The 14,537-nt window shown below is 70.0% G+C and carries 14 protein-coding genes; 9 read left to right on the forward strand and 5 right to left on the reverse strand.

The features are described from left to right. Positions 1–39: 39 nt before the first annotated feature. On the forward strand, positions 40–471 hold the full coding sequence (locus ABGB21_RS15675; RefSeq protein ID WP_347652185.1) for a hypothetical protein: 432 nt from the start codon (positions 40–42) through the stop codon (positions 469–471). Positions 472–534: 63 nt separating this feature from the next. Here ABGB21_RS15675 and ABGB21_RS15680 read toward each other — a convergent pair whose 3' ends face one another. Beyond that, positions 535–2,964, reverse strand: coding sequence for a protein kinase (locus ABGB21_RS15680; protein WP_347678317.1), 2,430 nt, complete (start codon positions 2,962–2,964; stop codon positions 535–537). Between the two features lie 128 nt (positions 2,965–3,092). Between ABGB21_RS15680 and argG the strand changes: the two genes are divergently transcribed. The 4 genes from argG (at position 3,093) to ABGB21_RS15700 (ending at position 7,680) form a co-directional block, all read left to right on the forward strand. Next, on the forward strand, positions 3,093–4,544 hold the full coding sequence (gene argG / locus ABGB21_RS15685; RefSeq protein WP_347652183.1) for an argininosuccinate synthase: 1,452 nt from the start codon (positions 3,093–3,095) through the stop codon (positions 4,542–4,544). A 341-nt stretch (positions 4,545–4,885) separates the two neighbouring features. Further along, positions 4,886–5,557 (forward strand): trypsin-like serine protease, encoded by a 672-nt coding sequence (locus tag ABGB21_RS15690; RefSeq protein WP_347652182.1) that lies wholly within the window; start codon positions 4,886–4,888, stop codon positions 5,555–5,557. Positions 5,558–5,725: 168 nt separating this feature from the next. Further along, a complete protein-coding gene (locus ABGB21_RS15695) occupies positions 5,726–7,093 on the forward strand; it encodes an MATE family efflux transporter (RefSeq protein WP_347652181.1) in 1,368 nt (455 codons plus the stop codon). A gap of 95 nt (positions 7,094–7,188) precedes the next feature. Then, positions 7,189–7,680, forward strand: a complete 492-nt coding sequence (locus ABGB21_RS15700) for a hypothetical protein (protein WP_347652180.1) — start codon at positions 7,189–7,191, stop codon at positions 7,678–7,680. An 86-nt stretch (positions 7,681–7,766) separates the two neighbouring features. Here the strand turns inward: ABGB21_RS15700 and ABGB21_RS15705 are convergent, their stop codons facing one another. After that, positions 7,767–8,780 (reverse strand): DUF5954 family protein, encoded by a 1,014-nt coding sequence (locus tag ABGB21_RS15705; protein WP_347652179.1) that lies wholly within the window; start codon positions 8,778–8,780, stop codon positions 7,767–7,769. 195 nt (positions 8,781–8,975) lie between these two features. Next, positions 8,976–9,341, reverse strand: a complete 366-nt coding sequence (locus ABGB21_RS15710; protein WP_347652178.1) for a hypothetical protein — start codon at positions 9,339–9,341, stop codon at positions 8,976–8,978. Between the two features lie 143 nt (positions 9,342–9,484). Between ABGB21_RS15710 and ABGB21_RS15715 the strand changes: the two genes are divergently transcribed. From ABGB21_RS15715 to ABGB21_RS15725, 3 genes are all read left to right on the forward strand, one after another. Further along, the gene (locus tag ABGB21_RS15715; protein WP_347652177.1) at positions 9,485–10,687 is read left to right on the forward strand and encodes a right-handed parallel beta-helix repeat-containing protein; all 1,203 of its coding nucleotides are present in this window, start codon (positions 9,485–9,487) and stop codon (positions 10,685–10,687) included. A gap of 101 nt (positions 10,688–10,788) precedes the next feature. Continuing rightward, entirely contained in the window at positions 10,789–11,145 is a 357-nt protein-coding gene (locus ABGB21_RS15720; RefSeq protein WP_347652176.1) for a PadR family transcriptional regulator, read from the forward strand. Continuing rightward, on the forward strand, positions 11,142–12,101 hold the full coding sequence (locus tag ABGB21_RS15725) for a hypothetical protein (RefSeq protein WP_347652175.1): 960 nt from the start codon (positions 11,142–11,144) through the stop codon (positions 12,099–12,101). The genes ABGB21_RS15720 and ABGB21_RS15725 overlap by 4 nt, the downstream gene beginning before the upstream one ends. Positions 12,102–12,251: 150 nt before the next feature. Here the strand turns inward: ABGB21_RS15725 and ABGB21_RS15730 are convergent, their stop codons facing one another. Further along, complete coding sequence (locus ABGB21_RS15730; protein WP_347652174.1) at positions 12,252–12,710, reverse strand: Lrp/AsnC family transcriptional regulator; 459 nt, start codon at positions 12,708–12,710, stop codon at positions 12,252–12,254. A 108-nt stretch (positions 12,711–12,818) separates the two neighbouring features. On the opposite strand from ABGB21_RS15730, the gene ABGB21_RS15735 reads away from it, so the two are divergent. Beyond that, positions 12,819–13,877, forward strand: coding sequence for a Glu/Leu/Phe/Val dehydrogenase dimerization domain-containing protein (locus ABGB21_RS15735; RefSeq protein WP_347652173.1), 1,059 nt, complete (start codon positions 12,819–12,821; stop codon positions 13,875–13,877). Between the two features lie 359 nt (positions 13,878–14,236). On the opposite strand, the gene ABGB21_RS15740 is transcribed toward ABGB21_RS15735, so the two are convergent. Then, positions 14,237–14,524, reverse strand: a complete 288-nt coding sequence (locus ABGB21_RS15740; protein ID WP_347652172.1) for a winged helix-turn-helix domain-containing protein — start codon at positions 14,522–14,524, stop codon at positions 14,237–14,239. Positions 14,525–14,537 lie beyond the last annotated feature (13 nt).

Consider the following 14,537-nt stretch of genomic DNA (forward strand, 5'->3'; position numbering starts at 1 on the left):
GCCGGCCCCGCCGTCGCGGGGTGTCAGGAGGAACCGGGCATGCAACCGACCATCACCGCCGAGCAGGCGGCGCAACGGGTGGAGGAGCTTCTCCAGGAGACGTACGGGCAGCTTCCGCCCGGGGCGCGGCTGGAGCTCTTCGGCGTCGCGGGCACGCTGCCGTGTGACGACCCGACCGACGGCGGTCCGGCCGGTCGCGTCTTCTACGAGAAGCGGTACGAGGTGGTCTTCCCGGCGGACTGGCCGGCGGACCAGGCGCTGCCGATGCTGGCCGACCACTGGCGACGGCACAACTACACGATCGTCAACGACCTGAGCGACCGCAGTGACCCGCGACTCAGCGTCGAGCACCCCGAGGACGGGTTCCGGGTCACCGTCGCGGTGTGGAACCGCGACTCCGGTGCGGTCGACATCTACCTCACGGGTGGCTCACCCTGCGTCTGGGAGCACGGCACCCCGGACCCGCAGTGACCGGGGAGCCGGCCGTCCGTTGTGCGCCGTCGCAGCCCGGCCGTCGTGGACGGCCGCCCGGCCTCAGCGGAACAGGCTGACCGCCGCGCGGCCGGTGCCGGCGACGATCCCACCGCCGACGTACTCGGGGCGGGTTGTCATCGGTAGCTCCCAGTCCCGCTGTCCCGACGAGATGTCGTACCCGATCGTGATGTACGGCGACTGTGCGTTGTCGGTGATCTGGCTGTAGACGAGCCGGGAGCCGTCCGACTCGATCCAGTACGGCTCCACCGCGTTCCGCCCCGCCATGTCGATCGGCGGGGAGAGGGGTTCGCCGGTGACGCAGTTGTACACCCGGACGAAGCTCTGATCGGTCCGTTCCGAGTCGCCGGAGGTTCCCGGGGCGGCGACGTTCATGACGAGGTACTCGCCCACCGTCGCCATCCGGGTGGAGAGCTCCGGCCCCGAGATCCGCCACAGCAGGTGGCCGGTGTTCGGGTTCGCCGCGGCGACCGTGTCCCGGGCCGGGTGGTGCGGAGCCGGGCCGCCGAGTCGGACGAGCAGCGGCAGTGGTGAGGTCGGCGCGTACCGGTTCTGGTAGGCCGCCGGCTCCCAGCCGGCAACGGAGGACTTCCTGGTGCCGTCCAGGTCGTAGATGTCGGTGCCGGTCCAGTCCTGGTTCTGGATGGCGATGCCACCGCGGAAGACGTTCCAGGTCAGATCGCGTTCCTTGCTGACCCGGGCGGACCGGAGCACCTCACGGCCGTCCGCGGTGTCGACGAAGACGACCTCGTCGGCGTCGAACCTGGTGTCGACAAGCAGCCCCTCGGTGGGTGCGACGTACATGTCGTCGTGGCCCTCGCGGGTCCAGACCGGGTCGCCCTCGGTGGTGTATCCGGCGGCGAATCCGCCCTCCTCCGCCCGGGTCCCCAGGGCGACAAAACGGTCGTCGGCGACCACCATCGAGGTGAGTTCCCGATTGGGTGCCTTCACGGTCTGCACGGTCTCGCCGGTGTCGGTGTCCAGGAAGACGACCGTGGAGTCGGCGCCGTTGCCGGCACCCGCGACACAGCCGATCCGGTTCTCCCGTACGGCGCATGACGTGACAGGGCCGGTCAGGTCGACGCGGGACCAGCGTTCGTCGCCGGTACGCATGTCGAGGCCGACCAGGGATGTCCCGGAGCGGAGCAGGACGATGGTGGAGTCACCACCGAGGACGGTGGGCTGACTGCCCTGAACCCGGGCGGTCCACACCGGTGCCGGCGGCTGGGACGTCAACCGGAGGAGTTCGTCGCGCAACGACACCCGGAAGATCGACGGGATCTCCTCCGGGTACAGCTTGTCGTCCCAGGCCGTCAGGTCCTGCTGGCCGGTTGTCAGCCTGATGACGAAGACCGCCGTCACCGCCAGGACGACGAACGCCGCCAGCAGCGCGGCGGCGACCACCTGCCGGAGACGCGCCCGGGAGCCCGGATGGCCGGGGTGCGTCAGCGGGCCCGGGTACGCAGGTTGACCGGGGTGGCCCGGTTCGCCCGGCTGGCTCGGGTGTCCCGCCTGGTTCGGGTGTCCCGGCTGGTGGGCGGCGGCGACGGGGTGGGCCGTTACCGGCGTGGGTCCCGCTGGTTGTGGCGGCGTGGGTCCGGTTGGTTGTGGCGGTGCGGTTGGTGCGGGGGCGGGAACGCCGCCGATCGCGAGGCTCGCGGAGAGGGCGTTGGCGAACTCGCCGCAGGACGGGTAGCGGTAGGCCGGATCCTTGGCCATCGCGCGTCCGACAACCGCGTCGACCGCCGGGGCGAGGTGCGGATGGAACCGTCGGACGGACGGCACCGGCGCTCCGAGATGTGCGGCGATGACCGCCACCGGGTTGCCACCCTCGTACGGGTCGTGGCCGGTGAGCAGCCGGAACACCGTACAGGCCAGGGAGTACTGGTCGGACCGCCCGTCGAGGTGGCCGTCCTGGAGCTGCTCGGGCGAGGTGTGGCGGACAGCGTCCAGGGTCACGCCGGCGCCAGCCGGGTCCGTCCCGGCGGAGCCCAGCCGGGAGATGCCGACATCGGTCAGCGCCACCTGGCCCCGCGAGTTGACCAGGATGTTGGTGGGGGTGACGTCGCGGTGGAGCAGGCCGGAGCTGTGGATGTAGTCCAGGGCGTTGGCCAGCGCCGCGGTGATGGTGCCGACCTGTGCCGGGGGGAGTCCGGCGGGCGTACTGTGGAGCAGGTCGGACAGCGCCGGACCGTCGACGAGGTCCATCGCGTACCAGAGTCGTCCGTCGAACTCGCCGCGATCGTGGACCGCCACGATGTTCGGGTGCCGCAGTCGGGCGGCGGCGTCGACCGCGTCCGTGAACCGTTGCGGGTAGCCGGATCCGTCATCGCCGGTCAGGGGCAGGATCTTGAGTGCGTCACTGCGTGGCAGTCGTGGATGCCGCGCGGCGTACACCTCGGTGGTGGCACCCGACCCGATGAGCCGCTCGATGGAGTAACCAGCGAAGACCGACCCCTGCTCCAGTGTCACAAACCCTCCCTTTGGGGACTGCCCGGGCGAGAGTTCCGACGGTAACCCAGAACCTCGCCCGGTAGGGAGGGCGGCGAGTCGGCCACCCGTCTTGAATGATCATGCAGTCGTATGCATATACTATGACCGTGTCCAAGGTCCTTACCTCCCTGCCTGTCGGTGAACGTGTCGGCATCGCCTTCTCTGGCGGCCTCGACACCTCGGTAGCGGTCGCGTGGATGCGCGACAAGGGTGCCGTGCCGTGCACGTACACGGCTGAGATCGGCCAGTACGACGAGCCGGACATCGCCTCGGTGCCCGGCCGCGCGATGGCGTACGGCGCCGAGGTCGCCCGACTGGTCGACTGCCGGGCGGCGTTGGTGGAGGAGGGACTGGCGGCGCTGGCCTGCGGTGCCTTCCACATCCGGTCCGGCGGCCGCACCTACTTCAACACCACCCCGCTCGGCCGGGCCGTCACCGGCACCCTGCTGGTCCGCGCGATGCTCGACGACGGGGTGCAGATCTGGGGCGACGGCTCCACCTTCAAGGGCAACGACATCGAGCGGTTCTACCGGTACGGGCTGCTCGCCAACCCTTCGCTGCGGATCTACAAGCCGTGGCTGGACGCCGACTTCGTCACCGAACTCGGCGGCCGCAAGGAGATGTCGGAGTGGCTGCTCGCCCACGGCCTGCCCTACCGGGACAGCGTGGAGAAGGCGTACTCGACCGACGCGAACATCTGGGGTGCGACGCACGAGGCGAAGTCCCTGGAACACCTCGACACCGGCATCGAGATCGTCGAGCCGATCATGGGCGTACGGTTCTGGGACCCGACGGTCGAGATCGACACCGAGGACGTCTCGGTCCGGTTCGAGCAGGGACGACCGGTGATGATCAACGGCAAGGAGTTCGCCTCCGCCGTCGACCTGGTGCTGGAGGCGAACGCCATCGGCGGCCGGCACGGGCTGGGCATGTCCGACCAGATCGAGAACCGGATCATCGAGGCCAAGAGCCGTGGCGTCTACGAGGCGCCGGGGATGGCGCTGCTGCACGCCGCGTACGAGCGGCTGGTCAACGCGATCCACAACGAGGACACCCTGGCCAGCTACCACGTCGAGGGGCGGAAGCTGGGCCGGCTGATGTACGAGGGCCGCTGGCTGGACCCGCAGGCGCTGATGCTGCGCGAGTCGTTGCAGCGCTGGGTCGGCTCGGCGGTCACCGGTGAGGTGACCCTGCGGCTGCGGCGCGGCGAGGACTACTCGATCATCGACACCACCGGGCCGGCGTTCAGCTACCACCCGGACAAGCTGTCGATGGAGCGGACCGAGGACTCGGCGTTCGGCCCGGTCGACCGGATCGGTCAGCTGACCATGCGCAACCTCGACATCGCCGACTCCCGGGCCAAGCTCGAGCAGTACGCCCGGCTCGGCATGGTCGGCGGCACCCCGCACCCGGCGCTGCTCGGTGACACCCAGCCGGCCTCGACCGGGCTGATCGGCACGATGTCCGAGGGCGGTGCCGAGGCGATCGCCTCCCGGGGTGAGGTCTCCGAGGCGGACGCGCTGCTCGACCACGCGGCGATGGAGGCCGGCACCGACTGACCGGTTTCGGTTACGCATCTTCCTTGATCGATGTTTCTGATCGAGGGTGGTCACTCGGTAAGGCTTGTGTGCCGCAGACGGAGGACCTAGCCTGATTCGTCAAACGGACGGCCGCGCCTCGGCCGTTCGTTTGGCATCCATTGAACCTTTTCCACCTCCCCCTGCGGTCCGTCGTGGCCGCAGGGGGAGGTCGGGGCGCAAACGCCACGCGGTTCAGGTGGAACAAGGTTCACTGTGGATGGTCCGCAACAGTGGTGCGGACGACGGGCGACCAGCACCGTCGCGCACCGGCCCGACCGGCCCGGGAATCCCCGGGTAACCCCCTCGGAAGGAGCCCCCCTTTGCGCATCCGTCTCGCGCTGGCGGCGATCGCCACCGCACTCACCGGCGCCCTCGCCGTACCCTCGGTGGCGGCGGCCGCCCCGGCGCCGATCATCGGCGGCGGCACCGTCTCGTCCGCTCCCTGGGCGGCGGCCGTCTTCCAGAACGGCTCGTTCGCCTGCTCCGGCTCGATCATCGCCTCCCGGTGGGTGCTGACCGCGGCGCACTGCGTCGGCGGCACGATGACCGTCCGGGTCGGCAGCGTCTACTACGCCTCCGGCGGCGTCACCCGCAACGTCCAGTCCCGGCAGACCCGCAACGACCTGGCGCTGCTCTACCTCAACAGCGCGGTGAGCACCACGTACGTGACGCTGGCCAGCAGCAACCCGCCGGTCGGCTCGACGAACACCATCTACGGCTGGGGCCGTACCTGCACCAACTGCCCCGCCTCGAGCCAGCTGAAGTCCGCCACGGTCACGGTGACCAGCCTGAGCGCCACGGACGCGTACGGCGGCCCGGCGATCCGCAGCGGCCCCGGCAACGGTGTCGCCTGGCGGGGCGACTCCGGTGGACCGCAGTTCTACAACGGCCAGCAGGTCGGCGTCTGCTCGACGGGCAACGGTTCGTCGTACCAGAACTACGGATCGGTCGCGGCCAACCGTAGTTGGATCACCTCGGTCGCCGGAGTCTGACCAGGAGTCTGACCGGCGGATCGATCGCGCTCCTTGCGCCCTGACCGGGGCGGTGCCACCGACAGCAGGTCGACGGCGCCGCCCCGGTTCGCGTGTTCCCCCTGCCTACAGATGTAAGTGAGGAGAGAGGTTGCGGTCCTTACGTAGCGCGTGGCACGATCGCCGGCGATGAGTGAGACAGTCAAGTCGGAAGCCGTCTCCGGTAAGCCCGTCGAGGCGTCGTCCGGCAAACCGGTCGAGGCGTCCGCGCGGCGGATCGCCGGGCTGGCCCTGCCCGCCCTGGTGGTGCTCGCCGCCGAACCGCTCTACGTGCTGGTCGACACCGCCGTACTCGGGCACCTCGGCGCGGTGCCGCTGGCCGCACTCGCGGTCGGCGGGCCGGTGATGACCTTGGTCGCCTGGATCGGCACCGTGACGGCGTACGGCACCACCGGGCGGGCGGCCCGCCGCTTCGGGTACGGCGACCGGGCCGCCGCGATCGCCGAGGGCGTGCAGTCGTCCTGGCTCGCCCTCGGCACCGGACTGCTGATGGCGATCGTCCTGCAGTTCGCGGCCGGCCCGTTGGCGCGTACCCTCGCCGGAGGCGAATCCGCCGAGGTGGTCGACGGCGCGACACTCTGGCTGCGGATCGCGGCGATCGGCGCCCCCGGGCTGCTGCTTGCCGCCGCCGGCAACGGCTGGATGCGCGGGGTGCAGGACACCCGACGTCCGCTCTGGTTCGTGCTCGGACCCAACCTGCTCTCCGCGGTCCTCTGCCCGGTACTGGTCTATCCGGCCGGGCTGGGTCTGGTCGGCTCGGCGATCGCGAACGCGACCGCGCAGGTGCTCTGCGGACTGCTCTTCGCCGGTGCCCTGGTCGCCGAGCGGGTGCCGCTGGCCCCACGGTTCCGGGTGATCGGACAGCAGCTTGCCCTCGGCCGGGACCTGTTGATCCGGGGTGCCGCGTTCCAGGTCAGCTTCCTGTCGGCGACCAGCGTGGCGGCCCGGTTCGGGGTGGCTGCGGTCGGCGCCCACCAGATCGCCCTGCAACTGTGGTTCTTCACCGCGCTACTGCTCGACGCGCTGGCCATCGCCGCCCAGTCGCTGGTCGGGGCGGCGCTCGGGGCCGGTGACGCGGGGACCGCCCGGCTGCTGGCCCGCCGGGTCGCGGTGGTCGGCGGAATCTGCGGGGTCGGCTTCGCCGTGCTGGTCGGTGCCGGTGCCACCATCATCCCGTCCTGGTTCAGCGCCGACCCGCAGGTGCACGACCAGGCACTGCGGGCCTGGCCCTGGTTTGTCCTCATGCAGCCGCTCGCCGGGGTGGTGTTCGCGCTCGACGGGGTGCTGATCGGCGCCGGTGACGTCCGTTACATGCGGGATCTCACCATCGTCGCCGCCCTCGGCGGGTTCCTACCGGCGATCTGGCTCAGTTACCTGCTCGCCCTCGGGCTCGGTGGGATCTGGGCCGGGCTGACCCTGTTCATCGTGATCCGGCTGGTCGGCCTGCTGCTGCGGATGCGCTCCGGACGCTGGCTGGTGCTCGGCGCCATCCGCTGAGTGCCGTCCGTCGCCCCCGCACCGTAGGAGCGCCGACATCGGTCGAATCGGCGTACGGAGTGCGGGACAGGTACGTTGTGGGCAAACTGCTCCCGATGGGAAGGAATCTCATGGCTCCGACGACGTACTGGTCACGGAAGCGGGCCCTGGTCGGCGCGTTCCTGGCGACGGTGCTGGTGGTGGCGGCGTCCCTGCTGGCGACCGGATCGCCGGCGTCCGCGCACGTCAAGCTGAGCCCCCGGGCGACCTGCTCCGGTACGGAGCTGTCGCCGCACCGGGACGCCTACGGCGGGGCGATCTCGGTCTTCGTCTCCTACTCCAGCGCGAACGGCGGGACGAACTGCGTCTGGGCGCAGAAGAACCTCAACCGCGACCGGTCCGAGCACATGGAGGTCTTCGTCGGTCGCTGTGCCACCGGCAACCCGGGCTACCCGTGTGAGCCGCTGGTCTTCGACCGTGACTACGGCAACTTCCAGTACTACGCCGGCCCGGCGCAGATCACCGGGACCGCCGGTCACTGCATCCTCGTGTACGTGGTGTACCGCAACCTGTCCGAGGAGCGGTGGGGACCGATCCACTGCGGTTAGGACGTCGGCCTGCACCGGCGGACAGTAACTGATGGCGGCCGGGTGGGGTACGGCTGACGGCGTACCCGCACCCGCCCGTCGTCGGGTCAGTCGGGGTCGGGCATCAGGCCCTGGGCGCGCAGGTCGGCGACGTGTCGGGCCGGCGGTGGCTGGGAGTCGTGGTCGGAGGGGCGGGGTCCTTCCGGTCCGTCGGGGCCGACCCGGACGAAGGTTTCGACCCGGGTGACCCGGCACCGCACGCCGTGCATCTCGAACTCGTCGGTTGTCGGCGGTTTGTGCGCCGCCTTGGCGCGCTGGTACGCCGTCATGAACTCCTCCATCGGCGTGTTGTCGTCCAGCGGGATGTGCCCGATGGAGAAGGAGCCGGCGTCCCGGGCGGCTTGCGGGGTCGGGTACGTGTCGAACGACTTGGGTCGCCAACTGCCGTCGACGTACCCGCCGATGGTGAAGCCGACGGGGAGCAGCACCACGTTGGGGTGGGTGTCCATGGCCCGGTAGGAGTCCTTGCGTACCTGCGCGGGCACGGTTCGTGCCCGGTGCGCCGCGGAGGTCATCTCGATCCGGACGATGCCGTCGGTGAGTCCGGTGCTGGCGGTCGGGTCGATGATGAATCCGTCCAGCTGCGACGGGGCCTTCTCCGTCTGACCGGGCGGATACGGGTCGGGGTCGGTGGGCCGGGGCGGCTCGGGTCCGTCCGGCCCCATCCGGATGAACGGCTGGGCGCGGATGATCCGGTATCGACAGCCGTGGACGGTGACGTCGTTGACGGGTTCCCAGTCGAGCAGTTCGTAGGCGGCCTCGCACTCGGCCCGCTCGGTGGCGTTCTCGGGGGTGTCCGGTGTCTCGCTGTGCCGGGTGCGGAGGTGGTGGGCGAGACTGTCCCGGGCGTACTGCGGCTCTTCGCCGTCGAGTCGGATGATGCGCCACCGGCCGTCGGCCAACTCCTCGGCCAGGCCGAAGATCGGGGCGCCCCACATGGTCTTGGGGTAGGCGAGCGAGCGACGTCGGGCGTCGTCCTCGGAGATCATCGATACGGGGTCGTCCCGCTGCTCGATTTTGATCAGCAGGTGATCAGGTACGGACTTGTCGTGATTGGTCATGTACGCATTGTGTTGTCTCGGCCGCCGAACCGCAGCCCCGCCACCACCACAGTTTGTCCACAGATGTCAGTGCCGTCGCCACAACGGTCCACAGATCTCGACAGGGAGGCGGCCGCTGCCGCGTCGGACGGTCCGTGCGGCATCTCCGACCGATCGGATCAGTGCTGCGCTCGCGTCAGGTCCGCACGCTACGGGTCAGGGGCGCGGCCTCGGGGTCCGGTTGAGGCCGAGAGTATCCAGGTAGAGGGTTCTTCTCAGCGGCACGCCTTCGCCACCCGGGAGACCGTCAGCGAGAAGTGGGACACCCGCCCGGTGGAAGAGAACCCATTCCGCGATGACCAGAGCACAGCACACGGCCCAGAGGGCTGCGACGACCGCTGCCGGCACCGCGTCGAGAGCACCGGTGAGTTGCAGTATCAGCAGGGGCGCCGCCAACAGCAACAGAGCGCGGGCAATCCAGATCGCCGCCCGGTACGCGGACTTCTGGCGGACAAGCTCGAATTCCTGGTGGCTGATCGACACCGGAGGATCGTAGGTGGGTGCGTCTGCGCTGTCGATCACGAAAACGATCACAGACTTTGGTGGTCGTCAGGTGTCGTGGGCGCATACCCCCAGGGCGCGCATGACATCATGACCGGGCGGAGATCGATCTCCGTCGGTCCGCCCGGACGGTCGACGGGTCCGCGTACGGGGAGGGAGCGTCGGTGAGAAGTCTCAGACATCTGTTTGCGGTGATGGTTCTCGGGCTGTCCGCGGTGGTGGTGGGCACGTCGCCCGCCGCTGCGGAGAACGTCCAGGCCAGCTCGGCCGAGGACGTCCAGGCCAGCTCTGCCGAGGGCGTCCAGACCATTTATCTGAACGCGGCCGGCGACGACGCCCGGGACGGCGCGACGCCGGCCACCGCGGTCCAGAGTCTGGTACGGGTGCAGCAGCTCGTCGCCGCCGGCCCGCTCGACATGGATGTCGAGGTACGCATCCACGCCGGCACGTACGTGGCCCAGGGCATCGTCTGGCAGACCTACCGTCCGGGCCACACGATCTCGTTCATGCCGGACGACTACGAGTACGGCGAGGGCATCGGCGGGATCGCGGCGCGGCCGGTCTTCCAGAACCGGCGGGCCAGCGGGTCGGGCCGGTACATCGACGGGCCGTGGTTCTATGCCTGTCCCGGTAATCCCGGCCAGCCTCTCACGGAGGGCGGGACGTCCGGGTTGCGGTTCTACTACCTGCAGGTGGAGTACTACGCCGCCTCGGCCATCTCGCTGGACGGCTCGGCGGGGTCGTGCGGCGGGGGCTACCAGCGCACGTCGGCGCCGGGCCTGCCCTCGGCCCGGGGACTGGACGGCAACACCGTCTTCGGGATGCTCTTCACGAAGATCGGCAACGCCTACACCGGCGGTTCGTGCGACAACCCCGACTTCCTGCGGTGCGGCTACGGCGGGATCGTGCTCACCGAGTCGTCCGACAACCGCATCGAGAACAACCACTTCGTGGACCTGCGGAACTCCGAGAACAGCTACATCCACGCCATCTACGTGACCCACAAGAGCAACCGCAACCGGTTCGTGAGCAACCAGGTGACCGGGGTGAGCAGCGAGCCGATCAAGGTGCGCGACGGCAGCAACTTCAACACGTTCGAGCAGAACGTGTTCGGCGCCAACGGGTTCCTCCGCTCCTCGCCGTCCATGGTCCACTACCGCGAGGAGCTCAACGAGGCTGCGGACGAGTGCGCGTCGTACCACGTCCGGTTTGCCTACAACGACCTCGGCACCTATCTGATCGGCAGCACCGACAACCTGCCGGCATGGCTGATCACTCCGGACGGTGCGACGTACAAGGGGGCTCCGGTCTGTCCGGCCCTGCCGGCGGGTGAGGCGCGCCTGATCACGGCGGGCAACGCCCACTGACTGGTGCGCCCGGCGGCCCTACCGGGGCCGCCGGACGCTGACGGCTGGCCGGGAAGCGAACCGATTGACGCATAGGTCGATCATCTGCTTATGTAGATGACATGACTAAACCGGTACCGGCGATGCGCGAACCCACGTACTTCATCCTGGCCGCCCTGCAGGACGGGGCGTTGCACGGCTACGCGATCGTCAAGCGGGCGCAGGAGCTGTCCGACGGGCGGGTACGGCTGACCACCGGCACCCTGTACGCCGCCTTGGACCGGCTCACCGGCGAGGAGATGGTGCGGGTGGCCGAGGAGACGGTGGTCAACGGCCGCGCCCGCCGTACGTACGAGTTGACCGGACACGGCCTGGCCGCGCTGCAGGCGGAGGCGGCGCGGATGGCGACCGCAGCCCGGGTCGTCCAGACCCGGTCCGTGGCGCCGAAGGCGGCGACGGCGCGGACGGTGCTGGCGTGACCGGCCTGGAGCGCCGCTACCGGTGGCTGCTGCGCGCGTACCCCCGGGCCTACCGGCAGTACCGGGCCGACGAGATGCTGGAAACGCTGCTGGCCGCAGGTGAGACGGACCGGCGGCACCCGAACCTCCGGGAGTCCCTGGCGCTCCTGGTGGGCGGGCTGCGGGCCCGCGCCGGCGTGGACCGGCTCCGCTCCCGGGCCGCCTTGCGGCACTCGACGCTGCGGTTGACCGTACTGTCCCTGCTCGTCTGCGGCATCGCCCTCACCGCCACGCCCGTCATGTGGCGCCTGTGGCTGCTGCTGCCCGGCACCGCCGCCACCGCGATTGTCGCCGGAAGCCTGGTCACGCCGGTGATGTGGCTGCTCGCACTGGCCGCCGCGGCGTGGGCCCGCTACCGTCTCGCGTTCGCCGCGACCATCGGCGCGCTCGTCATCGACCTCTCGCAGGCCGTGGTGCACAACCGGTTGTACGTGGAGCAGTGGACGGGGACCGAGGTGAGCGGGACCGTGCTCCAAGTGGTCGTCCACCGGGCCCTGGACGCTTCGACCTGGGCAGCTGTGTTGGCCGTACTGGCGATGCTGCCGCTGCTCGCCACGGGGCAGCCCCGGGTCGCCCGGCCCTGGACCTGGCTGGTCGGCGCGGCCGTGGTGGTCGCGGTCATGACCCCCAACCCGCTCAACGGCTGGGCCGGCGGGTTCGGGCAGACGGTCATCGTGGCCGCCTGGCTCGTGGCAGTCGTCGTGGGCGCGGCACTTGACGTACGGGTGTCGATCGTGGCCAGTGTGCTTCTGCTGGTGCCGATCCTCACCACTCTTGCCTACGAGTTGGTGCGCCGTCAGCGGGACGCCGCCTGGTGGCTCGGCGACCAGGGTGTCCTCCTCGCGGCGATGGTCGCCATGCTCGCGGTCACGCTGATGATCAGCCGGAGGGGCATGCGTCGGCAGGTCGCCCTGTAGCTGGCCCGGCCGCCGCGCAGCGCCTTCGTCAAGGCGACTGCGCGGCGGCCGGCACCGTGTCCGTGTCGGGCCGTGCCACCTTGCCGGCGTCGTCGATCGTGTTCCTTCCGCCGGGGTACGGGGGATCCGGGCTGCTCGGATCGCGCCCGTTCACAGGTCGAGTGGTTCGATGACCTGTTTCCGGGCATGTTGGTAGATCACCGAGCTGCGGAACCCGACGATCTCGCGGCGCCCACTGAACTTGTCCATCAGGAAGGCGTGCAGGCTGTCCACGCTGGGCACGGCGACGTGGACGAGGAAGTCGTCGCCGCCCGCCACGACAAAAACCGACAGCACCTCGGGCAGCCCCATCGCGTACGTCTTGAAGTTGTCGATGACGGTGCGGCTCAGCGGCCGGACCTGGACGTGCAGCAGGGCCTGGACCCCACGGTTGAGGGCGGTCAGGTCGACCTCGGCGTGGTATCCGGCGATAACGCCCCGCTCCCGTAGTGCGCGTACGCGCTCCAGGCAGGTCGACGGCGCGATGCCGACCGCGCGGGCCAGTTCGCGGTTGGTCTGCCGCGCATCCGTCTGCAGATGCCGCACTATCGCCGAATCAAGTTCGTCCACGGCCGAGATGTTGCCAGTTTCTCCGAACGATGTTCGCGGTGGGCTGCTCGGGGCCGGTTGGGTGCCTACTGTCAGCCCGGTTCGGCGAACAGAGGGGGAGGAACGACCATGGTCATGACCGATGTCAGCACCGAGACCGTGCCCGAACACGTCGTCGTCAGGCGGGGCGTACGGTCGGGTCTGCCGATCGTCGTCGCGGTGCACTCCACCGCACTCGGCCAGGCCATCGGCGGATGCCGGCTGGCGCACTACCCGGACTGGCGGGACGGCCTGGCGGACGCGCTACGACTCTCGGCCGCGATGTCGGAGAAGTGCGCGCTGGCCGGGCTGCCGAACGGCGGTGGCAAGACCGTCGTCGCGCTGCCTCCGGGGCGGGCGCTCGATCCGGACGCACGTCGGGCCGTGCTGCACGACGTGGGCGACGTGATCGCCGGCCTGGACGGCAGCTACGCGACCGGCCCCGACGTCGGCACCGGCCCGGACGACATGGTCACGATCGCCGAGCGGACGCCGTACGTGTTCTGCCGACCGGTCGGCGCCGGTGGCAGCGGTGACTCGTCGGCGCACACCGCCGTCGGCGTCGTCGCCGCACTGCACGCCCTGTGTGCCGAGCGGTTCGGTTCGGCCGACCTCTCCGCACGCAGTTTCGGCGTACTCGGTCTCGGCCGGGTCGGCGGCCACCTGCTGCGGATGCTCGCCGAGGCCGGCGCGACGCTTACCGCGAGCGACGTCGACGGCAGCCGTCGTACGGTCGCCGAGGCCGCCGGTGCCACCTGGGCGAACCCGGAAGAGTGCCTGACCGCCGAGGTGGACGTGCTCGTCCCGGCCGCGCTCGGCGGCCTGTTCACCCCGGACACGGTGCCGACCCTGCGCTGTGCCGCGATCGCCGGACCGGCCAACAACCAACTCGACACGCCGGCCACCGCCGAACTGCTGCACCAGCGGGGCATCCTCTGGGCACCGGACGTCGTGGTGAGCGCCGGCGGCATCATCCACGCCACCGCCGTCGAACTGCACCACGAGACCTCCGCCCAGGCCACCGCCCGGGTCCGGGGCATCGCCGACACCCTCACCGGCATCCTGCGTACCGCCCGGGCCGCCGGCTCGACCCCGGCCGACGCCGCCCGTTCCCGCGCCCGTCAACTCATCCGCAACGGCCACCACTGACCCCTGCCGCCGTTCAGCACATTCTGAGCGTCGAAGATCCGGGGAGCTCGACTCGTTCAGGCAGCGGTTGGAGAGACCGACGCCGGAGGTACCGCCGCCGCTGGCGTGCCGACAAGGGAACGGCTGGCGGAGGCGCGGGAGGAGTACGACTCGGTCGCTGAGTGAGGATCTGACCTGTGATGACCCGCTGGGGCACATCGCCAATGCGTGGCTGCCTGGACACTATCCGAGACGGACAAGGCTCGCCGTCCCGTTTGATCATCGAAGACCGGGCTGAAGCAGGCCGAGCAGGGGGGAGTGTCACCGTTTCAAGATCTCGGATCTTGAACAGAAACCGTCGTGACTGCGACGGTTTCTGTTCACGGCTTGAGATCTTGAGAGCCGGCCGAGCGGTGCGACCGGGGTTGCGACACGCGGCGCCAGCTCGATCTGGGTTCCTGGCCCACGTAGACGCCTCGGCCCTGCTGACCGTAGCCAAGCCGTTCGGTTTTGAGTTGGATCATGACGAACCAGATTACAGTCTCACTCACCTCGTAGCGCTCCATGAGCTGGCGAGTAGTGGGCAGCCGGTCACCTGGCTTGAGCACCCCGCTCCGGATCTGCTCAGCGATGTCGTTGGCGACCTGTTGGTGCAGCGGTATAGCCATCGGCGCTCCCTCG

Source organism: Plantactinospora sp. B24E8 (genome assembly GCF_039871735.1).
Classification (GTDB): Bacteria; Actinomycetota; Actinomycetes; order Mycobacteriales; family Micromonosporaceae; genus Plantactinospora.